The 25,990-nt window shown below is 41.8% G+C and carries 24 protein-coding genes; 19 read left to right on the top strand and 5 right to left on the bottom strand.

Going from position 1 to position 25,990, the window contains the following annotated elements:
- The first annotated feature begins 66 nt into the window (after nt 1-66).
- Genes MHB67_RS04500 through MHB67_RS04515 form a run of 4 tightly spaced genes read left to right on the top strand, consistent with a single transcriptional unit; the run spans nt 67 to nt 3,273 of the window.
- The gene (locus MHB67_RS04500) at nt 67-699 is read left to right on the top strand and encodes an HlyD family efflux transporter periplasmic adaptor subunit (RefSeq protein WP_024425324.1); all 633 of its coding nucleotides are present in this window, start codon (nt 67-69) and stop codon (nt 697-699) included.
- Nucleotides 700-738: 39 nt separating this feature from the next.
- Nucleotides 739-2,358, top strand: a complete 1,620-nt coding sequence (locus MHB67_RS04505) for a DHA2 family efflux MFS transporter permease subunit (RefSeq protein ID WP_024426617.1) — start codon at nt 739-741, stop codon at nt 2,356-2,358.
- A gap of 17 nt (nt 2,359-2,375) precedes the next feature.
- Nucleotides 2,376-2,900, top strand: coding sequence for a flavodoxin family protein (locus MHB67_RS04510; RefSeq protein WP_024425322.1), 525 nt, complete (start codon nt 2,376-2,378; stop codon nt 2,898-2,900).
- 13 nt (nt 2,901-2,913) lie between these two features.
- A complete protein-coding gene (locus MHB67_RS04515; RefSeq protein ID WP_024425321.1) occupies nt 2,914-3,273 on the top strand; it encodes a hypothetical protein in 360 nt (119 codons plus the stop codon).
- A 113-nt stretch (nt 3,274-3,386) separates the two neighbouring features.
- On the opposite strand, the gene cspB is transcribed toward MHB67_RS04515, so the two are convergent.
- A complete protein-coding gene (cspB, locus tag MHB67_RS04520) occupies nt 3,387-3,587 on the bottom strand; it encodes a cold shock-like protein CspB (RefSeq protein ID WP_008349061.1) in 201 nt (66 codons plus the stop codon).
- 211 nt (nt 3,588-3,798) lie between these two features.
- Nucleotides 3,799-4,890, bottom strand: coding sequence for a diguanylate cyclase (locus MHB67_RS04525; protein ID WP_073204463.1), 1,092 nt, complete (start codon nt 4,888-4,890; stop codon nt 3,799-3,801).
- 96 nt (nt 4,891-4,986) lie between these two features.
- On the opposite strand from MHB67_RS04525, the gene MHB67_RS04530 reads away from it, so the two are divergent.
- Nucleotides 4,987-5,367 carry a hypothetical protein gene (locus MHB67_RS04530; protein WP_073204466.1) on the top strand — a complete coding sequence of 127 codons (381 nt, stop codon included), beginning with the start codon at nt 4,987-4,989 and terminating at the stop codon, nt 5,365-5,367.
- Nucleotides 5,368-5,401: 34 nt separating this feature from the next.
- On the opposite strand, the gene MHB67_RS04535 is transcribed toward MHB67_RS04530, so the two are convergent.
- Nucleotides 5,402-5,800 (bottom strand): hypothetical protein, encoded by a 399-nt coding sequence (locus tag MHB67_RS04535; RefSeq protein ID WP_024426613.1) that lies wholly within the window; start codon nt 5,798-5,800, stop codon nt 5,402-5,404.
- A gap of 151 nt (nt 5,801-5,951) precedes the next feature.
- On the opposite strand from MHB67_RS04535, the gene MHB67_RS04540 reads away from it, so the two are divergent.
- Nucleotides 5,952-6,458, top strand: a complete 507-nt coding sequence (locus MHB67_RS04540; RefSeq protein ID WP_034623898.1) for a YhcN/YlaJ family sporulation lipoprotein — start codon at nt 5,952-5,954, stop codon at nt 6,456-6,458.
- Between the two features lie 156 nt (nt 6,459-6,614).
- On the top strand, nt 6,615-7,487 hold the full coding sequence (locus tag MHB67_RS04545) for a hypothetical protein (RefSeq protein WP_133744064.1): 873 nt from the start codon (nt 6,615-6,617) through the stop codon (nt 7,485-7,487).
- Nucleotides 7,488-7,511: 24 nt separating this feature from the next.
- Here MHB67_RS04545 and MHB67_RS04550 read toward each other — a convergent pair whose 3' ends face one another.
- On the bottom strand, nt 7,512-8,156 hold the full coding sequence (locus MHB67_RS04550; RefSeq protein WP_151039200.1) for a spore coat protein: 645 nt from the start codon (nt 8,154-8,156) through the stop codon (nt 7,512-7,514).
- Nucleotides 8,157-8,300: 144 nt separating this feature from the next.
- On the opposite strand from MHB67_RS04550, the gene MHB67_RS04555 reads away from it, so the two are divergent.
- The 3 genes from MHB67_RS04555 (at nt 8,301) to MHB67_RS04565 (ending at nt 15,284) form a co-directional block, all read left to right on the top strand.
- Nucleotides 8,301-11,681, top strand: a complete 3,381-nt coding sequence (locus MHB67_RS04555; protein ID WP_206533967.1) for a CheR family methyltransferase — start codon at nt 8,301-8,303, stop codon at nt 11,679-11,681.
- Nucleotides 11,682-11,767: 86 nt separating this feature from the next.
- Nucleotides 11,768-14,671 (top strand): 5'-nucleotidase C-terminal domain-containing protein, encoded by a 2,904-nt coding sequence (locus tag MHB67_RS04560; RefSeq protein WP_206533966.1) that lies wholly within the window; start codon nt 11,768-11,770, stop codon nt 14,669-14,671.
- Between the two features lie 46 nt (nt 14,672-14,717).
- The gene (locus tag MHB67_RS04565; RefSeq protein WP_024425312.1) at nt 14,718-15,284 is read left to right on the top strand and encodes a class D sortase; all 567 of its coding nucleotides are present in this window, start codon (nt 14,718-14,720) and stop codon (nt 15,282-15,284) included.
- Between the two features lie 36 nt (nt 15,285-15,320).
- Here MHB67_RS04565 and MHB67_RS04570 read toward each other — a convergent pair whose 3' ends face one another.
- Entirely contained in the window at nt 15,321-16,229 is a 909-nt protein-coding gene (locus MHB67_RS04570) for an RluA family pseudouridine synthase (RefSeq protein ID WP_133744040.1), read from the bottom strand.
- A gap of 109 nt (nt 16,230-16,338) precedes the next feature.
- Between MHB67_RS04570 and MHB67_RS04575 the strand changes: the two genes are divergently transcribed.
- The 9 genes from MHB67_RS04575 (at nt 16,339) to MHB67_RS04615 (ending at nt 25,987) form a co-directional block, all read left to right on the top strand.
- A complete protein-coding gene (locus MHB67_RS04575; protein WP_024425310.1) occupies nt 16,339-16,686 on the top strand; it encodes a DUF5365 family protein in 348 nt (115 codons plus the stop codon).
- Nucleotides 16,687-16,996: 310 nt separating this feature from the next.
- A complete protein-coding gene (locus tag MHB67_RS04580) occupies nt 16,997-17,662 on the top strand; it encodes an HAD family hydrolase (RefSeq protein ID WP_041089572.1) in 666 nt (221 codons plus the stop codon).
- Nucleotides 17,663-17,677: 15 nt separating this feature from the next.
- On the top strand, nt 17,678-19,216 hold the full coding sequence (locus MHB67_RS04585; protein WP_012009394.1) for a bifunctional GNAT family N-acetyltransferase/carbon-nitrogen hydrolase family protein: 1,539 nt from the start codon (nt 17,678-17,680) through the stop codon (nt 19,214-19,216).
- Between the two features lie 396 nt (nt 19,217-19,612).
- Nucleotides 19,613-20,029, top strand: coding sequence for a VOC family protein (locus MHB67_RS04590; RefSeq protein WP_024425308.1), 417 nt, complete (start codon nt 19,613-19,615; stop codon nt 20,027-20,029).
- A gap of 79 nt (nt 20,030-20,108) precedes the next feature.
- Nucleotides 20,109-21,026 carry an AEC family transporter gene (locus tag MHB67_RS04595; RefSeq protein ID WP_024425307.1) on the top strand — a complete coding sequence of 306 codons (918 nt, stop codon included), beginning with the start codon at nt 20,109-20,111 and terminating at the stop codon, nt 21,024-21,026.
- Between the two features lie 33 nt (nt 21,027-21,059).
- On the top strand, nt 21,060-22,652 hold the full coding sequence (locus tag MHB67_RS04600) for a PucR family transcriptional regulator ligand-binding domain-containing protein (protein ID WP_212048177.1): 1,593 nt from the start codon (nt 21,060-21,062) through the stop codon (nt 22,650-22,652).
- 255 nt (nt 22,653-22,907) lie between these two features.
- The gene (locus tag MHB67_RS04605; protein WP_342492826.1) at nt 22,908-24,248 is read left to right on the top strand and encodes an aspartate aminotransferase family protein; all 1,341 of its coding nucleotides are present in this window, start codon (nt 22,908-22,910) and stop codon (nt 24,246-24,248) included.
- A gap of 150 nt (nt 24,249-24,398) precedes the next feature.
- Nucleotides 24,399-24,956, top strand: a complete 558-nt coding sequence (locus tag MHB67_RS04610) for a glycerol-3-phosphate responsive antiterminator (RefSeq protein WP_024425304.1) — start codon at nt 24,399-24,401, stop codon at nt 24,954-24,956.
- A gap of 215 nt (nt 24,957-25,171) precedes the next feature.
- Nucleotides 25,172-25,987: an MIP/aquaporin family protein gene (locus MHB67_RS04615; RefSeq protein ID WP_252057746.1), complete on the top strand. Its 816-nt coding sequence runs from the start codon at nt 25,172-25,174 to the stop codon at nt 25,985-25,987.
- The last annotated feature ends 3 nt before the right edge of the window (nt 25,988-25,990 follow it).

Below are 25,990 nucleotides of genomic sequence, written 5' to 3' on the forward strand. Positions count from 1 at the left end.
ATGGGCATTCTAAGTTTGCTAAAGCAGATGACACTATATTTTTATACATGAAAGGAGAAACAAAACATGAACAGAGGGCGTTTATTGCTAACGAACATTATTGGCCTTATTGTGATTCTTGCCATTATTGCCGGAGGTGCTTATTACTACTACGAAAGCACAAACTTTGTTAAAACAGACGAGGCAAAAGTGACAGGTGACATGTACCAAATTACAGCACCAGCAGCTGGACAAATCAAAGGCTGGGATATCAACGAAGGTGACGAAGTAGAAAAAGACAGCACAGTTGCAAAAGTTGAAGGACAAACAAAAACAAACATTAAAGCAGTGGCTGATGGCACATTAGTCAAAAAAGAAGTACAAAACAATCAACAAGTGCAGCCTGGTACAGTTCTTGGTGAAACAATTGATTTAAGCAAGCTTTACATTACAGCAAATATTAAAGAAACAGATATTAAAAACATTGAAAAAGGCGACAAAGTCGACATCGTTGTAGATGGAGATCCTGATACAACATTTGAAGGAACTGTTGAACAAATTGGTTATGCGACAAACTCAACATTCAATATGCTGCCAGCAACTAATTCAAGTGGCAACTATACAAAAGTAACGCAAAAAGTAGCAGTGAAAATTTCAATTAAAAACCCATCAGACAAAGTACTTCCAGGTATGAATGCTTCTGTCAAAATTTCATCTTAATGATGATTGATATCAAAAAATGAAAGGAGGTTGTCTGAGATGGCAAATCAACCTGCAGCGACAAAACAGGGAACAGGCTCCTTGTCTTTACTGATCATTTTAATGGCCGGTTTGTTCGTAGCGATTTTAAACCAAACGCTTTTGAACGTAGCCATGCCTCATTTAATGACAGAATTTAATGTGAGTGCAACGACGATTCAGTGGCTGACAACAGGCTACATGCTTGTCAACGGTGTGCTGATTCCGTTGTCTGCGTTTTTAATCACACGTTTTGGACAGCGCAGCTTATTCCTAGTGGCTATGATCTCGTTTACACTAGGTACATTTATTTGCGGCATTGCGCCAAACTTTTCAACGATGCTCATCGGCCGTTTGATTCAGGCTGTCGGCGGCGGTATCTTACAGCCGCTCGTCATGACAACAATCCTTTTTATTTTCCCTCCGGAAAACAGAGGGAAAGGAATGGGGATTTTCGGTCTTGCGATGATGTTTGCTCCTGCAGTAGGACCAACATTATCTGGTTACATTATTGAACATTATTCTTGGCGTATTATGTTTTATGGACTTGTGCCAATCGGTGCGATTGTCATTATCGCGGCTTTCTTTATGTTTAAAAATATTGTAGAGCCTAAAAAAATCAAGCTGGACAGTCTTGGTGCAATTCTTTCAATCGTCGGTTTTGCTTCCCTTCTATACGGAGTGAGTGAAGCAGGAAGTGATGGTTGGACAGATCCGATTGTCTTATCTACGATTATTATTGGTGCGATTGCGATCATTCTCTTTATTTTCCAACAGTTGAAAGTTGATAATCCGATGCTTGATTTCCGCGTATTTAAATACAGCATTTTCTCATTATCAAGTGTCATTAACATCATTATTACGGTTGCCTTATATACGGGGATGTTCTTACTTCCGATTTATCTGCAAAACCTCGTTGGGTTTACAGCATTGCAATCTGGGCTATTAATGCTTCCAGGGGCACTTGCGATGCTCATTATGTCCCCGATTTCAGGGATCTTATTTGATAAATTTGGACCTCGTCCGCTTGCCATTGTGGGGATGCTCATTACCGTTGTCACGACATATGAGTTTACAAAGCTGACCATTGATACTTCCTATAGTCACATAGTGCTCATGTATGCAGTACGTGCATTTGGTATGTCACTCTTGATGATGCCAGTTATGACAGCAGGGATGAACCAATTACCGCAGCACTTAAACAGCCATGGTACAGCGATGTCTAATACATTAAGACAAATTAGTGGTTCCATCGGTACGAGTTTGATCACAACGATTTATACGAATCGGACGACATTCCATTATTCCAATATGGCGGATCAAACAAATACAGCGGACCCGTTCTTTATGAATTCATTCCAGGCGGCTGTATCGAATGTGATGCATCATATGGGTATGACAGCAGAAGCTGCTCAAAAATATGTATCCACCCAGCTCTTTACGAAAGCACAGATCGATTCAAACGTGATGGGTATCAATGATGCTTATATGTGGGTGACATTATTCTGTGCGGCTGGTGTCATTCTCAGCTTGTTCCTGCGAGATGTTCGTAAGGATAAAAAGCGAAAAGAACAGCAGCATAAGAAACAAGAAATATCACTGCTTCCAGCACCTAAGGAAGCAAACCAAGATGCAAGATAAGTGTGGAGGGACCGTACATGAAAATTTATGTTGTATACGATAGTGAAGGTGACCATACAAAAGCACTTGCAGAAGCGATTGCAGCAGGCGCGGGTGAAACAGAGCAAGCTGAAGTATTCATTGATCACGTGAAAGATGCGGATATTCGCAAGCTTGATCAAATGGATGCGATCATTTGGGGCTGCCCTGGTCACTTTGGTACCATTAGTTCTGGGTTAAAGACATGGATTGACCGTCTCGGCTACTTATGGGCAGAAGGAAAACTAATCGATAAAGTCGGTGCTGTTTTCTGTACAACTGCTACAACACACGGCGGTTTAGAAATGACAATGCATAATTTGATCACACCAATGTTCCACCAAGGAATGCTTGTTGTCGGCCTTCCTGGAAATGTTCCAGAGAATGCTTTATACGGCTCTTACTATGGAGCTGGTGTGACATGTCCGATCGATTCAGATGAATTGATTTCGACTGAAGGCATTGAACTTGGAAAAGCACTAGGAAGACGTGTAGCATCAGTCACTGCATCATTTAAGCGATAAGGAGAGGGTTCTTTTGGCGACGATTATTGTAGCGTTAGTAGCTGCTGTTCTAGTCATTATTGGATTAGTAGCGTTCAATGTCAGACACGCATCAGCCGATAAGGAAGAGATCAAAGAAGATGTCTCCAATCAGCCTGACGTGCCGCATAGCGAGCCAGAAGCTGTGGCGAGACATGTAGAGCCTGAAGTTGAAAAAAAAGCGTCAGAGCCTTCTCAAACGGATGATGCTGCGTCTGGCGACGATTTCTATAGACAGGCGCTTCAAAAGTTTAAGCAGCCAGAACCACCTGTCAAAGAAGAAGAACCAGAGACAAAAATGAATGATGATATGTATCGTTCTGCTTTGCAGAAGCTAAAGCAGAAGGACAAATAAAAAAGAGAACCTCTCATCAGGTTCTCTTTTTTTATGGCACAAAAAAACCGCCGGCAGAAGCCGAGCGGTTTTCCTTCACTCTATAAAGTGCTAAAAGAGCAGATGCTCTTAAATTACGCTTTGTTAACGTTAGCAGCTTGTGGTCCACGGTTACCTTCAACGATTTCGAAAGAAACTGATTGACCTTCTTCTAAAGTTTTGAAGCCTTCGCCTTGGATAGCAGAGAAGTGAACGAATACATCGTCTTGACCTTCTACTTCGATGAATCCGAAACCTTTTTCAGAGTTGAACCATTTTACTTTACCTTCTAACATGAAATTTCCTCCTAAAGCGATCTTAACGCTTAAATTCACTATTCTTGCTCTTACACAAACTTCAAAGACGAAAACTCTTTCAAAACTTTCTTCTTAAAGATGATACGAACAAAAATAATTACCTTTACTTTACCAGTGTTTGCGGGAAAAAACAACTGTTATACGAAAACTTTTTTAAAAATAATTAGTGCTAACAAATTGAGGAAAATGCCTATGTCAAAAGGTCTTTTTTTCTCTCTGAAAAGCTCACTTGATTTCGGCCGGACTCCTTCGCTTTATAGAGCTCCTGATCAGCTATAATCGGTAATTGCTTGATGTCTGCACCAGTTCCATGAGAATAAGCACATCCAATTGATACCGTAGTGTGAATGGACAGACCGTTTTTTAAATAAATCGGCTGATCGGCTATTTTTTTTCGCAAGCGTTCTGCAATCTGCCATGTTTTTTCAATTGTACAATTTGGTAGAAGGACAGCGAATTCTTCACCGCCAATCCGACCAATATAATCAGAGCTTCTTGTGTTTTTAATCAGTCTTGTACCGATTTCTTTTAAAACAATATCTCCCTCATGATGCCCATATTGATCATTGATGGTTTTGAAGTAATCGATGTCTAGGTAAATAAGGGACATTTGATGGATAGGCTGCTTCAACTTCTTAGTAAAAGCATCACTTAATACCTCATCGAACTTCCGTTTATTTAAAACACCTGTTAAAAAGTCATAATGAGCTTGGAATTTATACAAATTTAACAGCTGATATGCTTTTGTTTGATGCTCAATGACATAAAAGTTAAACAATCCAGCAATATATGAGAAAATCCAATAAGTAGAATGCAGCTGAAATGATGTCTCATGCACGATCAAGATGAACAGGCTTGTGGCAACAACATTACCAATCGTAATGGATAACAGCATTTTCAAAACATGATTCATATGACGCTCTGCAATCAAAAAAGAAGCGGCTGCGATAAACATCATGGAAAAAATATTGATGGAAGAAGCGATATTGGCTTCAATTAATAATCGGCCAATGATCACAACAAAAGCTGCAATCATTGTTTGGGCGATGCCTCCATAAAAGGCCGTTAAAATAAGGGGAATATGTCTTAAATCGATGATCGCTGGTCCTGTTTTAATAGAGAAGAACATTAAAAGGACACCGAGTAACCCAGAAAGCATGCCTTTGCATATTTGTCTGAGCAAGGTATCTTCTTTCTTTAGAAAATTCTCTTTAAACACAAGTATAAATAAGTAATGGAAAGTAACAAGAATTGTTAAATTAATAAAGAGGTCTCTTAGCAAATAGAATCACCTTTTTAAAATTACTAAAATTTGTTGCAAAAGAAAAGGGGAAAAAAGATAATTAATAAAAATTTTAATGATGAGGAATTGAAGAAAATGCGAGGAAAACGCTTTCCAGATCAAACGGACTGGCTTTCTTTTTTTGAAAAAATGCCAGATGCCGGATTTGAAAAAGAAATGCCGGTTGAATATCAAGAATTGACTTTTCGGTTCGAGAATCAAGAGGAGCGATTTGTTGTGAACATGTCGCTTGCTATGAAGGAGTTTAGCTTAAACGTCGTTCGAAAAAAGACCGAATCCGTTTTAGGAATATATGATTTTAAAACAGTGCAGCATGTAGAGATTAAAAAAGATCGGAAGGAAGAAAAGGAGCTGTTGCTGATATTAGAGCATCATGACGACTTCATCACAACAATCGAAATCACATTTCTACCTTCCTTTTGTCTTATGGTCAAAGAACATTTTTTAGGAGAATAAACAGGAGCCTCTTTTTATGAAGGCTCCTGTTTTATTATTTGTGCTCGATGTCATTGATGACTTGCTGGATCGATTCATCATCCATCACATTCATCACACTTTCATCAATGTGTAGAGATTGCGCATAAGACTCTCTTGGCTGATGAGTTCTTGATGGTGATTGGTGCTGGTTCGTTTGATTTGGCTGGACAGCTGTGAATGCCTGTTTGATCATTTGGCCAACTTCACCTGTTCCTTTTGATTCCTTATGTGAGCGGGACTCATGACGAGATGAATCTTGGTGCTGATGGTTTGCGCCTTTCATCATTGAAGACATATTCATTTGTGTCATGCTTTTCAGCCTTCTTCGTAAAACCGGGGAGAATAATGCAATGATAGCTGTTGATACTGCGATCATTGCGCCAGTGCTCATACCTTTTCTTTTTTTAAACAAACGAATCCCTCCATTTGATCGTGATGATCTTTCATCAAGTTTAGGATGACCAATCACAGCTGAATTATGAATTCATTTTGCGGAAAGAGAGGATATGTGCATAAAAAGCCGTCTGAATGAAAAACCTATGAGCAAAAGGAGGGAATAATTGATGAATAAGAAATGGATGCTATCTTTACTGCTCGTGCCAACATTAATCACCGCTGGGTGTGGAATGAACAACCAAGGCGATGAGCGTAGAGGAACAATGAAACGGCAGTATGAAAATGTCACATATAAGAATGACAACATGAGGCAGGATCAGCCAGATGTTCAAACACCTCAGAAGGTCAAAGTGTCAGATAAGGCGTCAGAGCTCGTAGCCAATATGTCTGAAGTGAAAACAGCGAACGTACTTGTCACAGGAAAAAATGCATTTGTTGCCGTTGTACTTGAAGGCAATAAAAGCGGTGATGTGACGGACGATCTGAAAAAGAAAATTTCAGACAAAGTCAAATCAACGGATCAACAAATCGACAACGTGTATGTATCTGCTAATCCAGACTTTGTCGATCGTATGCAAGGTTATGGAAAACGTATTAAAAGCGGAGAGCCAATTTCAGGATTTTTCGATGAATTTACTGAAACGGTTAGACGTGTCTTCCCTGAATCAAAATAGCTACGACAAAAGCCGTATGTCATATGCGGCTTTTTTGTTTGGAACCGCACCTCGCGCACCTGACTGCATAAAGTAAAAAATATATCACCTCTTGTTGATCTTTGTTTCTTCATAGAGAGAGAAAGAGGGTGCAGGATGAATTCAGGTGGGGAGCAAATGAAAGCAAGGCCGTCATTGATTCATAAAAAACTTGTAAGCGGGATGATTGCAGCAGGTCTGATTTTTTATGCTTTCACCGCGTACTTGATTTATGTTGCGTTTCAGCTGACAGGACAATATTTGGAGCAGTCTTCTCCTAAAACGGTTATCACGGAGGGACTCAATAAGCAAGTCTATGAACATATTCGAATCTACTATGCAGAGGAAGAGGATGCTTTTGTTGATCTGACCATAGAGGCCATGAAACAGGCAGAGAAGAGAACAGCGTCAGTGTTTCAGTTTGAAGCTGACAGACCTTTAGACGTTATTTATTTTGATGATAAAGAGACGATCGAACAAATGGCTGGAATTAAGCATATAACCGGATTTTACTCTGATCATGATCAAATGATTGGGTTATATCCAGATAAACGGGAAGCATTATTGAAGAAAGAGACTCTGCCTTTATACTTTTTCAATACGCTTTTTATTCATGAGTATGCTCATTTTGTTTTCTATGAAAAGGTCCATTCATATGAAGTATCTCCAGGCATTTTTCCGCTTTGGTTCCACGAAGGAACAGCAGAGTGGACGGCCTATGACGTGTTAAATGCTACGTCTGAACGCTTCGACGTGATTCCATTTCAATCTCTTCATTCTGATCAAGACTGGCAGAACTCCCGGGTAACGTATGAGACAGATGTCTATTTACAAAGCTATTATATGATCTATGAGCTGGTGCAGCTTTACGGACGAGATGTCATACATGAGATCATGGAGGAAACTGCGAAAACGGGCCAATTTGCTAGCGGCTTTGAACAGGCGACGGGGGAGAGGCTCACAGATTTTGAAGAACAATTTAAAGTGATGTACCAAAGAAAAAACGGCTGACCAGAGAAGGGGTCAGCCGTTTTTTTAATGAAGCGGTTTTTGTTGATCAGCCTTGCTAGGAGGCATTTGAACCTGCCCCTGAAGCGGTGCAAAAGCTGATGTCATGGCTGTCATGTCTTGTTTGGAAAGCTGAGGAACTTGATAGTAGCCATGCTTGTTTTGATACAAGAAAATTTCATAGGCCATTTCGATAAAGTTTGGAATCTGCGCAGCTAGCACACGTCTGACAACAGGGTTTGTAACTTCTAATGCGGACATAGAAAGTAATCCAGCGTGTGATTTGACTAGGCTGAGCATATGTCCTGTGATGCCTAAGTCTTTTACATCCTGTAAGGACTGATTCGGCTTCTTCGGTTGAGAAGGTTTGATTCCGTATGTCACTTGTGTGTGTTCTTTCATCATATAAGTAGCGGTTTCTTCACTAGGCTTTTGGCCTGTAGAAAAACAATCTACAGTGACATTGTACTGGGATAAAACGAATTGATATTGTCGATCCAGGATGTCGGATAATGCAGGATCTTGAATAAATTGCCGCAGGATCATATATTGATCCAAAATATTAATCGTGCCGGCTAAAATTTCATGTAAATCGAATAATTCATGCCCGCCATGGTTGAGTTCAGGCTGCTGAGCGTTTCCTTGAAACATTGGCTGCTGATCGTTTTGCATTGAGATTCCTCCTTTTGTTTATACAATCTGTTTTAATGTGAGGATGTTTTCTCGTTTTCATGCAAAAAACATTATTTACAATTAGAGGGTTTTCTTTCTTTTTGTCGAAAAAAAGTATCAGACGAATGAACATGGGGGTACCAGATGCAGGACAAAATCATTAATCGTTTGATAGAAGACGAACATGTGCAGGCACCAGTGATCGGCATCGGTGTTTCGCCGTTTGAACAGCATCATCTTGAGGCTTTTTTTCAATCGTTGCCACCTGAATTAAATGCCTCTTTTATTGTTGTGCAAAATCATGTGACAGGCGATTGTATAACAGATTTAGAAGCACTTGTTTTACCGATTGGCTACCGGGCAAAAACGATTAAACATGGTGAGAAAGTCATGAAGAAGACCATCTATTTTTGTCCGCAGCATGCGGCTGTGACGTTAACAGAAGATCATCGGCTTCATGTATCAGAGCAGCTGCCAACAAACAAGGCATGTTCTGTCGACTCGCTTTTTAAGTCACTTGCCAGTGTTCAAAAGGAAGAGGCGTTTGCGATCTTTTTTCAAAAAGGTCATTGCGTGGGGAGTGGATTGCTTCGGTTGGTTGAGCAAGGCGGTACAGCCTTATCATGCAGTGAGGTAGAGAGTGGTTTTGACAGCATGTATCATCACACATTCAAAAATCCATCCACCCTTGCAGCTTATATGGCCAATATCATCAATGTCCCGCATGTGGATGAGGCGGATCCAGCTTTACTAAGAATCATTGAACGTCTTGAAATGTATAAAGGGATTGCCTTTTCAACCTATGAAAAGAAAAGGCTGCTTTCTGTTATTCAAAAACGCATGCGCACTGCAAACGAACCGATGTCATTATTAACAGAGTACGATCGTTTATTAGAAAGAGAACCAGATGAGCTTGACCGCCTGCATGCCCAGCTCCTAAGCGGCACGACTGCTTTCTTTAGAGATATGGAGGCTTTTCGAGTATGTGAACAGAAGGTGATCCCGTCAATCATTGACCATTCGATGAACAACGGGAAATCTCGCTGCCGAATTTGGATTGCGGGATGTTCCACAGGGGAAGAAGCCTATTCTTTTACGATTTTATTTTTAGAAGAAATGAAGCGAAGAAATGTGTCCATTGAACTTCAAGTCTTTGCGACAGATATCAACCGAAAAGCCATTCAAATAGCTAGTAAAGGTCTTTACTCGAGAGAGTCTATGGCAAGCATACCGGAAAAATGGCGGGCGCAATATTTCGAAACAAAAGGTGACGCTTTTATTGTGAAGCAGTCGCTTAGAAAACATATTGTTTTTGCTCCTCACAATTTATTGATTGATTCACCTTTTATCCACCTCGATTTTATCAGTTGCCGAAATGTTCTGATGTACTTTGAGTCAGAAGTACAAAAACGAGTATTATCCCGATTCCAATATGCTTTAAAAGATCAAGGGGTGTTAATCTTAGGGCCAAATGAAACTGTTCCCAATATTCCTCGATTGTTTCAATTATTCAATGAGAAGTGGAACATTTACACCTATTCAAATGTTCCTGCATCTCGTGTCCCTTGGGTATATGACGCTCGTAATGCCGAGTTAAAAAAGCGAGCTGCTCAATATATGGAAGAAGTGAGCGAAGAATATGACGCATGCATGGTGATCAATGATTGTGACAAAATTCTGGCGATGTCAAATGGGGCCTATTCCTTCTTAGACCGTACAGAAGTGTCAGATCAATCATGTGAATATGTCACACCTGATTATTTGAAAGAGATGTTGAGTCAAACCTTTCAAAAGGTATGGACGGACGAGACAGAGGTTGTGTTTCAGCATGTTCTCATTTCGGAAAAAGGAAAAAAGCAGTATGCGGATTTTATTGTAAAGAGTTTTGATCACCGTTTTAAAGGGGTATACGTCATTCTCATTCGAATGAATGAGAGAGGGAAAATTCAAGAGAACAGCAGGGAAAAAGGGATGCCAGATCAGAATTCAGTTTATCAACAGCGTATTGTCGATTTAGAAAATGAACTCAATGAAATTAAACAAAAAGAGCAGGAGGCAAGGGCTCAATTAAAAGTGAAAAACACGCAAATAGCGGAGCTTGAGAAAAAACATGAACATTTTATTAATATCATAAACAACTTAAGGGTAACAAGGGAAGAACTGTATAGACCTTCTGTTAAGCCTCAGCTTGCGACGTTGTTTGTGGACCGGGACATGAATATTCGCTATTACACTCCTACAGCCGCCTCTTTATTTACTTCAGCTCAAATAAGGCAACAGCAATCCTTTCAGGCGATGGCTAAGAAGCTTACGCAGGAAACGCTCTATCATGACATACAATCGGTTATCTTGGACAGGCGCGTCATCGAACGAGAAATTGAGACGAATGAAGGAGAACAATTCACTGTTCACATCACACCTATCTTTGATCAAGATCATGAGGGAGCGGTGATGACGTGGATTAAAATGACGGAAATGACAAAAATCAAACAGTCACTCCATCTAGCGGTAACAGCACTGGATAATAGCCATATCCATATTGTTGTTGCAACTGAGGAAGGGGTCATCCAATGCGTGAATCAGCGCTTTTGCCAGTTTGTACAACAGCATGAATATGACCTGATCGGCAAAGATATTTTTTCTGTCTATCATTCGCTGTGTCAATGTGATGATTTAGAAAAGCAATGGGACGTTTGTTTAAAAGAAGGCAGCTGGACTGGTGAGCTGTTCTTTCAGGATTTATCAGGCCGTGAACGATGGGAGAGGGTCTCTTTACACCGAATTGATGATCCTGACAAAATGCAGTCAACCGTGATGCGGATTTCAGAGGACATTACCAATCAAAAGCAGTCAGAGAAAATGCTGATGAAGTCAGAGATGCTGTCCGCAGTTGGTCAGCTTGCAGCCGGCATCGCCCATGAGATACGGAACCCGCTGACGTCGTTAAAGGGATTTTTACAGCTGATGATTCAAAGTAAGAAATATCAGAAGGATTATGCAGATGTCATGATGTCTGAATTTAATCGGCTTGAAGCGATTATTAATGAATTCCTTGTGCTCTCTAGAAGCAAATCGGTGAAATTTGAGCCGGTACATGTCAATCTTCTGCTCGAAGAAGTGATCATGGTCGTTGAATCACAGGCGGTTTTAAAAGGCGTGTCTATTCAGAAGAATTTATCTCCGTCGCTGCCAAACATTCAAGGTATACCGAATGAGCTGAAACAAGTTTTCTTAAACATTCTTAAAAACGGTATTGAAGCGATGGATGGTGTGACAGGTGTCATTCAAGTCACATCCGTATTGGAACATAATCAGATGATGCTGATTTTTGAAGACCAGGGAAAGGGCATACCAGAAGACGAAATAGGGAAACTAGGTGAACCTTTTTATACAACGAAAGAAAAAGGGACTGGCCTTGGTTTAATGATGACGATTAAAATCATTGAAAGCCATGGCGGCAGCATTCGTTTTGAAAGCAAAAGCTTTGAGGGGACACGAGTGATTATTACGTTTCCAATGAGCTGACAGACATAAGATTTACAAGAAATCCATCTACCATCAATAATTACTTAGTACACTATGAGAGATAAAGCTCGGAAGGGGAGGGTCTAATGAAACGTGTTCGATCCATTCGAATGATCTGCTGTCTGGTTTTAGTGATCTTTAGTCTGCAATCCTTAATGCCTGGCATGATCACAGCAGAACAAGCCATTGCGTCTGAAAAGAAGGAAACGGTTTGGAACCAAAAGAAGCCAATGAAAATCAAAAAAGCCCGTCAGCTGATTGGAGAGACGGTGACAGTGAGTGGAATTGTGACAGCAGACCAATCGGCTATAGGCAATGGGAAACTGTCAACGTACATTCAAGACAAATCAGCTGGAATCAATATTTATTCAGCACAGCAAAGCAATTTCCCAGAACTAAAAGCAGGCATGAAGGTGACAGTAACGGGGAAGATCACGTCTTATAAAGGACTGATTGAAATTGTGCCGGATCGAGACCGTCTGAAGATCGATGGTGTGAATCAAACTTTGCCAAAACCGAAGCGAGTCTCCGTGAAACAACTAGAAACGGATCAGGCACGTAAACATGAAGGAAAACTTGTGAAGGTCAAAGGCTATGTTGAATCAAAACCAGAGCAGCCGGCTGGTGGTGGATACAATGTAGTGATCATTGATAAAAAATATCACAGCACCATCCTTAGAGTGATGGTGGATACAAGTGCCATTGATGAAGTAAAGACAGGGAAATGGTATGAGTTTACAGGAGTGTTAAGCAGATATGATACGCTGCAGGTGCTTCCAAGACACAAAGGTGATATCAGTCTGCTGAAACGCCAGCCAAAGCCGCCAAAAATGAAGAAAGAATACGAGGCAACGGTTGACCGGGTGGTAGATGGAGATACGATTCATTTAAAGAAGCCTGTGCTTGGTACAACAAAGGTGCGTTTTGTGAATATGGACACGCCGGAAACGTACCATAAGCCAAAAAATGAATTAGATCAAAACCAGCTGCGTTTTGGACAAAAGGCGGCGGACTATTTAAATACGCTTCTTTCAAGCGGAGATAAAGTCACATTAAAGATTGGTCCTGAAGCGAAGGACGCCTATGGACGTCTTTTAGCTCAAGTGAAAACCAAAAAAGGGGTTAATACGAATTTAGAGCTTGTGAAAAAAGGATATGCCCCTACGTATTTCATCTGGCCGGTTGGAGATGAAAAGGACTATCAGATGTTCCAAAAAGCTGTCAAAGAGGCAAAAGAAAAAGGGCTGGGCATATGGAACGAAGCGGACCCGCTGCTGGAACAGCCGTTTGAATTTAGGGCACGTGAACAGAAAAAAGGACTGACACGCTACGTCGGTGATTCATCAGCGAAAACGTACGTATCGCCTGACAGCTGGAAAGAAATCGCTGTAGATAAACGCATCTTTTTTGCTTCAAAAGAAGAAGCAGAACAGGCTGGCTATCAGCCGGCAGAGGAAGCTGTGGAAGTCCCGTTAACCATTTTAAGCATGAATGATTTACACGGAAAAATTGATCAACAATACGAACTGGATCTAAAAGGTGATGGCAATAAAGGGACGTACGGACGGATGGATTATGTGGCGGCTTATATGAAACAAAAACAAGCAGCAAACAAAAATACGATTACAGTCCATGCTGGAGATATGATTGGTGGCAGCTCTCCAATATCGTCTCTTCTGCAAGATGAACCAACAGTTGAACTTATGGAGAACATTGGCTTTGATGTTGGTACGGTCGGCAACCATGAATTTGATGAAGGGGTGGACGAGCTATTACGTATCATAAATGGCGGAGATCATCCTAAAGGCACAAAGGGATATGACGGGCAGAATTTTCCGCTCGTTTGTGCAAACTGTGAATACAAGGATACAGGCAAACCACTTTTACCTGCTTATGAAATCATGGATGTCGAAGGAATCCCTGTAGCATTTATCGGTGTTGTAACAAAGTCAGCCGCAGGAATGGTCATGCCAGAAGGGATTAAAGACATTCAGTTTACAGATGAAGTTAAAGCCGTAAATGAAGCTGCTAAGGAACTAAAACAAAAAGGGATCAAAGCCATTGCGGTCTTAGCTCATATGACGGCCTCGCAAAATGGAGATACCATCACTGGAGAAAGTGCGAAACTTGCCAAAGAAGGCGATGATGAAATTGATGTCATCTTTGCAGGGCATAATCACGAAGTGGTAAACGGAGAGGTCAATGGGAAATTAATTGTTCAAGCCTTTGAATATGGGAAGGCCATTGGTGAGGTCAATGTAACACTTGACCGCAAAACGAAAGATATTGTCAAAAAGAGTGCAAATATCCAGTACGTAGACCAATCTGGTATTGAAAAGGACAAGGAAGCAGCCGGCATCCTAGCTCATTACGGGAAAGAAGTTGAGCCGATTATTAGTGAGGTAGTTGGAGAAGCTGGTATCAAAATGGAAGGCGGCTATTCAAATGATGGAGACACGCCGCTCGGTAATTTGATTGCTGATGGCATGAGGTATTCTATGAAAAGTGATTTTGCCATGATGAATGGCGGCGGCATCAGACAAAACCTTGAAAAAGGGCCGATTACGTGGGGAGATCTGTTTAATATTCAGCCTTTCGGCAACGTATTAGTTAAACTTGAGATTAAGGGGAAAGACTTGGCTGAGATCATTGAAGCGCAAATTTCTCCTCAATTTGGACCAGATTATAGCATTTCGGGCTTTTCATATTCCTATGATCCGGTAACATATAAAGTAGTCGACTTAAAGCTGCCAGATGGATCAGCCGTTGCGCTCGATCAAACATATACACTCACCGTGAATAACTTTATGGCAACTGCCACTGGCAGTAAATATGCACCGATAGGAAGGCTTGGGAAAAATCCTGAAACAGGTCCAGAGGATTTAGAAGCCACTGTCGCTTTTGTGAAGAGCTTTGAAGGGGCTTCCATTGTGTATCAAAAAGAGGGACGCATTCAAAAAGCAAAACAAGAAGAAAAAGCAGCAAGCTAAAGAGCGTATCATCTAAGAGAAATGTAACAGGTAAAGGAGTTTAAGCATGAAAAAGTGGCTTGCACTTACTGTGATGACAGCAGGAATTGTCTTGCTAGGCTGGGGAATTTGGCAAATCGCCTCTACACACCTTCAAACAGCACAATCATTAGAAGACGCGAAGAAAGCGGTAGCGGACGATCAAAGGATGTCAAAAAAGCAGTTTTCTCCTGAAGTGGGGAAAGCCTCTGGCATCCTGACGATTCCGAAATTAAAAGCAGACCTTCCCATTGTCGAAGGGACAGATGCGGATGATCTTGCCAAAGGAGTCGGGCATTACAAAGGCAGTTATTACCCTGATCAAAAGGGACAAATCGTCCTATCTGGCCATCGTGACACGGTATTTCGCCGAACAGGTGAATTGAATATTGGCGATCAGCTGAAAATCACTGTGCCGTATGGTGAGTTTGTTTATGAAATCACACATACGAAAATCGTGGATCAGCATGATACATCCATTATTACTTTGCAGAATAAAAAGGAAGAGCTCGTGTTAACGACATGCTATCCATTTCATTTCGTCGGCAATGCACCAGAGCGGTACATTATTTATGCAAAAAGAGCATCTGTATAAAGAAAAAGAGCCTGCATTAAACAGCAGGCTCTTTTTTTAATGGATGATCTCGTCCATGAGCTGAGCCATATCTAGTGGAAGCGGTGCTTCTATGCTCAGTTGCTCACCTGTAAAAGGATGTGTCATCTCTACTTGTTTGGCATGGAGAGCGCATCTGTTGATATGATGGCGAGCTCCGCCATAAAGTTTATCTCCGGCTAAAGGGTGCCCAAGACTGCTAAGATGGACTCGAATTTGATGTGTTCTTCCCGTCTCAAGTTGCAGCTTGACGGCTGTCATTTGCAGGCGTTTATTGATGTTCATGACCTGAAAGTGAGTGACAGCACTTTGACCAGTAGGAGAGATTCTTCGTCTGACGGCATGATGCTTGTCACGGCCAATCGCTGCCTCGATAGTGCCTTTCTTTTTCTTGAAAAGTCCTTCTGCGATAGCGATGTAGGTTCGGCTGATCGTTTTTTTAGAAAGCATTTGATCAAGCGCAGCATGAGCTAATCTGTGTTTAGCAAAAATGACCGTGCCGCTTGTGTCTTGATCGAGTCTGTGAATATGTCTCACTCGCTTTTCCTCGCCATTTGCTTGAAAATGAAAGGCTACAAGGTTTGCCAGTGTGCCCGTTTGTCCCTTTTCATTCGGGTGCGTTGGTCGTCCAGCGGGCTTTTGCACAATCAATAAGTGCTCGTCCTCAAAGAGTACCTCTAATTCACCATATTCTGGCGTCACATCACTTTCTTCCGTTTCAAATAAATCGATCAGGATGTGATCGCCTGTACTGACTTTTGCCGCGTGATGGGCAGGCTTTTGATTTAAACGTATTTTTTGATGCTCCATCCAAAAATGGATAATTGGTTTTGAGGCCGACACGGCTGTTTTTAAAAACTGACTCAGTGAAGTGTCATGATCCTGCTCACCTGCTTTTAGCGAGAGCGTGTGTCCGTTAATGTTCATGATATTCGTTCCTCTCTTTGGGTATATATAGGAAACACTTACCTTGGCGAACGCCTTTTTTTCTGTGCTATTCTGAATGGAGAAATAACGACAGAGAGGTAGATGTCACGTGAGAATAATGAAAGCTGCTACAGACCTGCAAGAGCAGGCAATTGAAGAAATATCAAAGGATGTTGAAGATCTTCTATCCCATGCTGTCGGTGAAAACCCAGCTGCGCGTCAACAAGAACGCCCGCTGACCTTTGTTGAAGGGGTTTATAACGGAACGATGGACGATGCTTTTCGTATTTTATCGGGACTTCAGCTATTACATACCATTATTGTAAAACCTAAACGCCATATTACAAAACGTGATCGTGAGCTATTCGAGCGAAACCGTGAGCAGGTCAATGCATGCGGCTTTTCTTTTCCGTTTGATTTAGACGATTTTGCCAGCCGCCGTCTTCAAAATGCGTAAAAGTTGGTGTGAACTTCCTTGTTAACTTACAAGGCTGCCGCACATACTATTTTTAAGGGAACGGAGAAACCTTTAGATCTGTAATACCAAACCCGCTCTTTTTCAACATTGCCTATTTCTCCACGAATCGGAGCGCTTGGATCTCTTGCAGAATAAACCGAACACGGGTAGGAGCCTGACAAAATGGTACAGGCTCCTTTTATACATAATTATTTTAGCAGACATTCATCTTTGAAAGGCAATTTTATTCACGATATGATAGCATTGAGTATCATATTAAAGACTTTCGTAAAAAAAAGGAGTGGCCTCGTTGGTAAAGGCGATTATATTTGATTTTGACGGATTAATTTTAGATACAGAAACACATGAATATGAAGTTTTACAAGAAATGTTTGCAGAGCATGAGTCGGAGCTGCCTCTTTCTGTATGGGGCAACGTCATCGGGACGCAGGCAGGCTTTAAGCCTTTTGAATACTTAGAAAAGCAGCTAGGAAAGACGCTCGATCATGAGGCACTCACAGCGGACCGGCGTTCTCGTTTTCAAAAGAGAATGAAGGATGAATCAGCACGACCTGGCGTAGAAGCTTATTTACAGGCAGCGAAGGAGCTTGGGATCAAGATTGGCCTTGCTTCTAGCTCAGACTATAAATGGGTGTCCGATCACCTGAAGCAGATTGGTCTTTTCGATTACTTTGAATGTATCCGCACGTCTGATGATGTGGAAGAAGTCAAACCTCATCCAGAGCTTTATTTGCAAACCGCAAGCTGCTTAGGTGTAGAGCCGAAGGATTGTGTGGCATTTGAGGATTCAGTGAATGGGTCAGTTGCTGCCAAACGCGCAGGCATGAAATGCGTCATCGTCCCAAACAAAGTGACGAGCACGCTGCAGTTTGAAGAATATGATGTCAGATTAGAATCCATGGCTGAAATCGAATTGCTCCAGCTATTCCATCAGCTTGAAAAAGAGGATCAGTAAGGGGGCAAAAACATCATGGCAGAAAAACTCGATTTAACGCGATTTGAAAAAAGAATGGTGATTCGTAATATCCGGGAAGAAGATATTGACCGAATCATCGCCTTGCAGGAGGTATGCTTTCCGGGCATGGACCCTTGGAAACGAGAGCACCTTGAAAGCCATCTTGAGCATTTCCCAGAAGGTCAGTTTTGTGCTGAATTTGAGGGAGAAATCATTGGCTCTTGTTCAAGTTTATTAATTAACTTTGATGAATACGATGACCGTCATACTTGGCAGGACATCACAGATGATGGGTACATCACAAACCATAATCCAGATGGGATGAATATGTATGGAATTGAAGTGATGGTTAGTCCTGAATACCGCCGCATGAAAATTGGCCATCGTTTATATGAAGCAAGAAAAGACTTAGCGAGAAGATTAAATTTAAAAAGCATCATCATTGGCGGACGCATACCGAATTATCATAAATACCAAGAGGAAATGACGCCTCGTCAATATGTGGAGCAGGTCATGCTTCACCAAATTTATGATCCTGTTTTATCTTTTCAGCTGTTAAATGAATTCAGCCTCATGCGGATCAATCCGAATTACTTGCCGGATGATAAAGCATCGAGCACATATGCCACGTTAATGGAATGGAACAACGTCGATTATCGTCCGCAATCGAAGAGATATTATAAATCGGCATTCCCAGTTCGTATTTGCGTCATTCAATATGCGATGAAACAAATTCATTCCTTCGAGGAATTCATGAATCAGGTGGAGTATTATGTTGATGTCGCATCAGATGCGTCAGCTGACTTTGCCGTATTCCCAGAAATTTTTACAACGCAGCTCATGTCTTACTTAGAGGAGCGCTCCCCAAGTCTTGCAGTGCAAAGGATCACAGAATATACCGAGGACTACATTAATTTGTTCACAGACCTTTCTGTAAAGTACAACATTAACATCATTGGCGGATCCCATTTCGTTGAAGAGGAAGGGAAAATCTACAATATCGCTTATTTATTTAGACGTGATGGAACAATTGAAAAGCAATATAAGCTCCATATCACACCGAATGAAAGAAAATGGTGGGGGATTTCAGCAGGTGATCAGGTTCGGGTATTTGATACAGACTGTGGTAAAATTGCGATCCAAATTTGCTACGATATTGAATTTCCTGAGCTTGCTCGGATTGCAGCTGATAAAGGAGCGAAAATTATTTTTACTCCGTTCTGTACAGAAGACCGCCAAGGCTATTTAAGAGTGCGTTACTGTGCTCAGGCTAGAGCGGTTGAAAACCAGATTTATACCGTAATCTCAGGAACTGTCGGAAACCTTCCGCAAACCGAAAATATGGATGTCCAATATGCACAGTCAGCAATTTTTGCCCCATCTGACTTTGAATTTGCAAGAGATGGGATTGTAGGAGAATGTAACCCGAATATAGAAATGGTTGTCGTTGGCGATGTCGATTTAGAAATTTTAAGAAGACAGCGGCAAGATGGAACGGTACGTCAGCTCAAAGACCGAAGAAGAGACGTGTACCATATTGAATATAAGAAATAATGAAAAGAAGCGCCTGTCACAAGGCGCTTCAGCGCGCAGACAAACCCTCGCATTCGGTGTCAGGTCTGCGCTCCAGTGCTCACGAATGTTTCATTCGCTCCGCTCCGGTGCTCGCCCTTCCTAGACTGCAAAGGTTTTCTATCACGCTGAAAAGAAGACAAAGGGCTAAAATAAAAATCATTTTAGCCCTTTGTCAACAAAAAGAAGCGCCTATCACAAGGCGCTTTTTTTGATTAAGAGACATAGTAGCAGCACGAGCGCTGCTACCTGTTCAAGATTCATCATCATTTTTTGCTTAAATAAGATGGAGAGCTTATTTTTTCATGCGATAAAGGGATGCCGGAGCAAAATCTGAATATACTGAAACGAGATCATGTGTTCAAAAAGGAGAGGAACATGGGACGACAAGCTAAACATTTGTATATCAATTTACCGGTAAAGCATGTCAAGGAATCAAAGGCTTTTTTTGAGCAGCTGGGTTTTGACTTTCAAGAGCAGCTGACGAATGATCAGGCAGCTTGTTTGGTCATTGGTGACACCATTACGGTTATGCTGTTAACCCATAAGCATTTTCAAACCATCTCAGAAAAACAATTGGTGGATGCAAGGCAGGGATCAGAGGTCATTGTCTCTATGCGGGTTGATTCACGAAAAGAGGTCGATGAGCTGGTGGAGCAGGCGATGGCAGCAGGCGGATCACCGTTTAAGGAAAAGCAGGATCATGGGTTCATGTACGGTTGGAGCTTTCAGGATCTTGATGGTCATTTGTGGGAAGTGTTCTATTTGGATGAGGAGAGAAGCGGCCTTTCATAGGGTGCTTCTTTTTTATTGTTTAACAGTGGTATGATTATGAGGAAGAATAGGAATTCATCTAGAGAAAAGTAGGTGCAGCATGGAGTTTTTACTTGTCTTACTGCCAGTGTTCGGTATTTTCCTTATCGGGTATATTGGGCAGAAGGCCATTGGTTTTGACATACATACGCTTTCATCAATGTCTTTATATTTAATGTCACCATTTCTTGCGTTTGAAACCTTTTATCAAAACAAAGTGTCGATGGACTATGTGTACCTATCTATTTTTGTCGTCGGACTTTGTCTTTCACTTGTTTTATGTGTCTTTATTTTATCTCGTATTTATGGTTATTCGAAGGAAATGTATTGTGCCATGATTCTGTCGTCAGCATTTATGAACAATGGGAATTACGGCACGCCTGTTGTCCTGCTTGTCTTCGGAGCAGCAGGTTTAGATATTGCCATCGTCTTAATGGTGCTGCAGCAGCTTGTTATGAGTACGATCGGTATGTATTATGCAGCAAAGGGCGGAGAGGATGCAGGGGATGGGAAGGTCGTGCTGAAAAAAGTGCTGCGTATGCCGGTTGCATATGGGGCACTCCTCGGTCTATTATTTCAGCTGATGGATCTTACACTACCTAAAGAGGTGATGACGGGTGTCCAGCTTGTGGGAGATGCCGCCATACCGACGATTATGCTTATTTTAGGCATGCAGCTCGCCGTCATTTCTTTTAAGCAAGTGGATTATCGCAATATTTCTTATGCTGTATTGCTGAAGCTGTTTATTTCACCACTCATCGCATTTGGCTTTACACTCATTTTACCGGTAGATGATCTAGTGAAACAAATTATGATCTTAGTTGCAGCCATGCCGACAGCAGCAAATACCACGCTCATGGCTGTACAATTTCGAACGAAGCCTGAGTTTGTCTCAAGCACGACATTTCTCAGTACCGTTTTAAGCATCGTGACATTACCAGTTTTATTATGGATTTTATCTATGCACCCTCTGGGATAGGGGATAGGCGGCAAAACAAAGGGGGACATATCAATGAATGCAGATGTTCATTTTCAAGTGAGTGATGTGTTGAAAACAAAGTATTTTGCCCATGCAAAAGTGTTAGCAGGAGAAAAGGGATTGTTTCGGCAGGTCAAATGGGTCCATGTGCTAGAAGTGCCTGCTGTAGAAGATTTGTTAAATGGGGGAGAGCTCATCCTAACAACAGCCGCAGGCTTTCATGATCAATTGGATGTGTTTCAAGCATTTTTAAAACAGCTGATCGATTCTGGTGCGGCAGGCTTATGTATTGAATTTGTTCCGCTCAGATTCGATGTGCCGGAAGAACTGATTGCGTATGCAGAAGAAAGAGATTTTCCGCTGATTTTGTTTACAAAAGAAGTGAAATTCGTCAACATCACACAGCATCTCCATACGATGATGATTGAACGCCAGTATCAAATGATGGCTGATCTAGAAGCACTATCATCAAAGCTGAATGAGCTTTTGCTGACTCCCCATCCCCAGATGGATATTTTGGATCAAGTGTATCAGCACGTAAGGGGCATTCTTTTACTCATTCCTGTTCAGGGGGAGCCGATTATTTTATGTGATTCCTCTAAACAAACCGAAGAGATGGTCATGAATTATTTACAGTTTGCTTCCTTGCCAAAAGGATACGAAGTGACCAAAAAAGAAGTGCTTGCACTCAAGCAAACATTTGCAGACCTTGTGCTCATTCATCAAACAAACACACTCTCAGAATTCGAATTGCTCGTAATGGATAAAGGAGCAAATGCTCTGGCCCAGCAAACGCTAAGAGAGCTTTATACAGAAGAATTGAAGAAGACAAAAGAGAACGAATGGTTGCAAAAATGGTTCCAAGAAGAGCATACAGAAAGAGATATTTTAGAGCATCTTGAAGAAACAGAAGGATTGAAAAAGCCAACCGGCTGTGTGGTGATGCTCTTTCAAAAGCATCATCATATCGAAGAAATCGCAGGAAATCTATATTTTCTCGTATCTTGCCGCTCTATCTTTCAGCGAGCAGGTTTCCATTTGATTCCGTATGAGCATCAAGGACAAACCTTGTTTATTTTATTGAACACGAGAAAGAAGGAGGATTGGAAAGAGCGTGCAGAGAGGGCTGCGAGTGACATCAAACAATTGTATGAGCGCGAGCAGCCCCGCGGAACTGTGATCAATTTTGGCATCGGTCCATATTGTGAACAGTTTCAGCATATGAGAAAAAGTTTTCAAGCAGCCAAAGAAGTGCTGCATTTAAAGAAAGTGATGCCCCAGCGTGTGGAAAGCCCATTTTATCAAGATTTGCATATGCTCCGTCTTATGCCTGTCATGAAGGAAAGCGGACTGCTTGAATGTATGGTGAAAGAGTATTTGGAGCCTGTCATTTTATATGATAAGCAAAATAGCGGAAGACTTTATCAAACGCTGAATATCTTTTTACAGACAAACGGTTCTAAAAAGGAAACTGCAAGCCAGCTCTATATTGTCAGGCAGACGCTTTATCATAGACTAGATAAACTGCAAGCATTGCTTGGCGAGGATATGATGCAGGCACCGAAACGACAGGCGCTTGAATTTGCGATTCTTGCATATGAATTCCTACAAGGAAATGACCGTTAACGAGGTATGTTAGATTTGCTAAGCATCCGAGTAGAGTGTCTTACGATTCTTTTCAATCAGTTGACGATCTGTCTAATGTAATGGGCCCGGCCCCTTTTTTATAATGAAAGTAATGGTTGGTACTCTCTTACGGGCGGCCTAGTTTCAGTTTCATATGCCTCCCTTCTCAGCCATATAATGAATAGAGGGGCAATGTGCTGCTGAAGCGGTTTAAGCTTCTTTAATGATGAAAACGGATACATGGGGGTCGGGAAGATGAAAATACATGAGCAGGCTCAAAATCTTCAGGCGAAAGATGATCAGTTGATCTGGCATCATATGAAAGGGACAAACAAGGAAAATGAAAGCATGGTCATTCACAAGGCAGAAGGCGCATGGGTGACTGATATTCATGGGAATCGCTATTTAGACGGGATGTCAGGTCTTTGGTGTGTAAATGTCGGTTATGGCAGAAAAGAGCTTGCAGAAGCGGCATATGAGCAGCTAAATACAATGCCTTACTATCCGCTGACGCAAAGTCATGTGCCAGCGATTCAATTGGCTGAAAAGCTAAATGAATGGCTTGGAGGGGACTATGTCATCTTCTTTTCTAACAGCGGTTCTGAAGCCAATGAAGCCGCATTTAAGATCGCCAAACAATATCATGCGCAAAAAGGAGAGAGCACAAGAACAAAGTTCATCTCCAGGTATCGGTCGTATCACGGCAATACAGCAGCTGCCCTTGCCGCAACGGGGCAGGCGCAGCGTAAATATAAATATGAACCATTAGGTCAAGGCTTTATCCATGTCGCACCGCCTGATATGTATCGTCATCCTGAGGATCAAGAAACTTTGGCAAGTGCAGCGGCAATCGATCAATCCATGACGTGGGAACTAAGTGAGACCATTGCTGGAGTTATTATGGAGCCGATCATTACAGGCGGCGGTATCTTAATGCCGCCAAAAGGGTATTTGAAGAAGGTTAAAGACATCTGTGAGGCTCATGGAGCGCTTCTCATTGTGGATGAAGTCATCTGCGGCTTTGGCCGGACAGGGAAGCGGTTTGGTTTTATGCATGAAGATGTAAAGCCGGACATCATCACAATGGCAAAAGGGATCACAAGCGGCTATTTACCTCTTTCTGCAACGTGCGTGAAACGAGAAATCTATGAAGCCTACGCAGGGGAAGATACGTATGACAGGCTGCGCCATGTGAATACATTTGGCGGACACCCTGCTTCCTGTGCGGTTGCCCTTGCGAACCTAGAGATCATGGAAAACGAGAAATTAGTAGAACGGTCTGACACGCTTGGGCAAGACATGCTTGAACGTTTGCAAGAGTTAAAAGAGCATCCATTTGTCGGTGATGTCAGAGGAAAAGGCCTGCTGTTTGGAATTGAGCTTGTCCAGGATCAACAGTCCAAAAAACCAGCTGATCCACAGGTTGTCGGTCAATTGATTGCAGAATGTAAAAAACGCGGACTGATCATTGGGAAAAATGGTGATACGGTTGCCGGCTATAATAACGTTGCCCAGCTTGCACCGCCGCTCAATATAACAGACGAAGACGCCTCATTTATTATGAACACGCTTAAAGAAAGTATGGCACAGTTATAGCAGAGAGATTTCTCTGCTTTTTTCTATGGAAAAAGCACATACGCTGCTAAGTAAAATCGGCATTGGATACACTAGGTGTATTGAAAAATAGAAGAGATTCTATTACTGTTAGGAGATGACTGAACCAATACACTTTGAAGGAGACGGCATATGAGTTTTCATGATCAACCCATTCTACCTGCTGTTCGCAATATGAAGCAATTTGAGGAATTTTTAAAAAGTCCATTTACATATGGGGTCTTACTTGATGTCCATTTAGGCCGGCTAAAGGGCATCATGAATGAGGCAAATGCCCATCATAAAAAAATGTTTGTCCATGTCGATCTCATTCATGGGATCAAACATGATGAGTATGGAACGGAATTTATTTGTCAGGAAATGAAGCCGGCAGGAATTATTTCTACTAGGTCTTCTGTCATAGTAAAAGCCAAGCAAAAAAAGGTATATGCCATTCAGCGAATGTTTTTACTTGATACAAGTGCCATGGAAAAAAGCATGGAGTTCGTAGGGAAACATCGCCCAGATTTTATTGAAGTATTGCCAGGGGTCGTGCCGGATCTCATTACAGAAGTGCGCGAGCGAGCTGGGATTCCAATATTTGCAGGCGGGTTTATCCGTACAAAAGAAGATGTAGAAAGAGCGCTTGAAGCAGGTGCTACAGCTGTGACAACATCGAATACAGCCCTTTGGAAAGCGTTCCAAAAGTGAAAAAGATAAAATGTGAAAATTGATTGACAACGTTTTCATCCTCTGATACTATAGCACTAAGTTAATATCATGTGATGGAGAAACGGAGATCCACAACAGCGCTTTACTAGGTGACAAATGACCCTGATGTAAAGTATGTTTGTTGTGGATCTTTTTTCTTTATCTTTTTTTACACATTCATAGGGGATGGCAACTGAACCAGAGGAGGAATTTTCATGACACCATTTTGGGGTGAAGTCGTAGGTACAATGCTTCTCATTATTTTTGGAGGCGGTGTATGTGCGGCAGTCAATTTAAAGAAATCGCTCGCATATCAGTCCGGCTGGATTGTAATCGCTTTCGGATGGGGATTTGCAGTAGCCATAGCAGCTTATGCAACAGGTGGAATCAGCGGAGCTCATTTGAATCCAGCACTAACAATTGGGCTTGCGCTAGAAGGAAGTTTTCCTTGGGCTGATGTACCAATGTATATTGCCGGCCAAATGCTTGGCGCATTAATAGGAGCTATTATTGTCTTTTTACATTACTTACCGCACTGGAAAGCAACAGACGATCCAGGTGCAAAGCTGGGTGTATTCTCAACTGGTCCTGCGATTCCGCATACTTTTGCAAACGTACTTAGTGAAGTCATCGGTACATTTGTATTGGTTCTAGGAATCTTAGCGATTGGTGCAAATAAATTCGCAGACGGAGTCAATCCGCTGATTGTTGGTTTCTTAATTGTCGCAATTGGTCTTTCATTAGGTGGTACAACTGGTTATGCAATCAACCCTGCACGTGATTTAGGTCCGAGAATTGCACATGCGATTCTGCCGATTCCAGGTAAAGGTCCATCGAATTGGAAGTATGCGTGGGTGCCAGTCGTTGGTCCAATTTTAGGCGGCGCATTTGGCGGTGTTTTCTACAATGCAGCCTTTAAAGCGAACATCACTCCAGCCTTTTGGATTGTAAGCGTTATTTTAGTTGTGGTATTGTTAGGACTCTATGTAACTACGAAAAACCAAACAAATGCTGTAAATGAAAGTATGTAAGGG

Source organism: Bacillus sp. FSL H8-0516, from assembly GCF_038635285.1.
In the GTDB taxonomy this organism is placed as follows: Bacteria; Bacillota; Bacilli; order Bacillales; family Bacillaceae; genus Bacillus; species Bacillus safensis.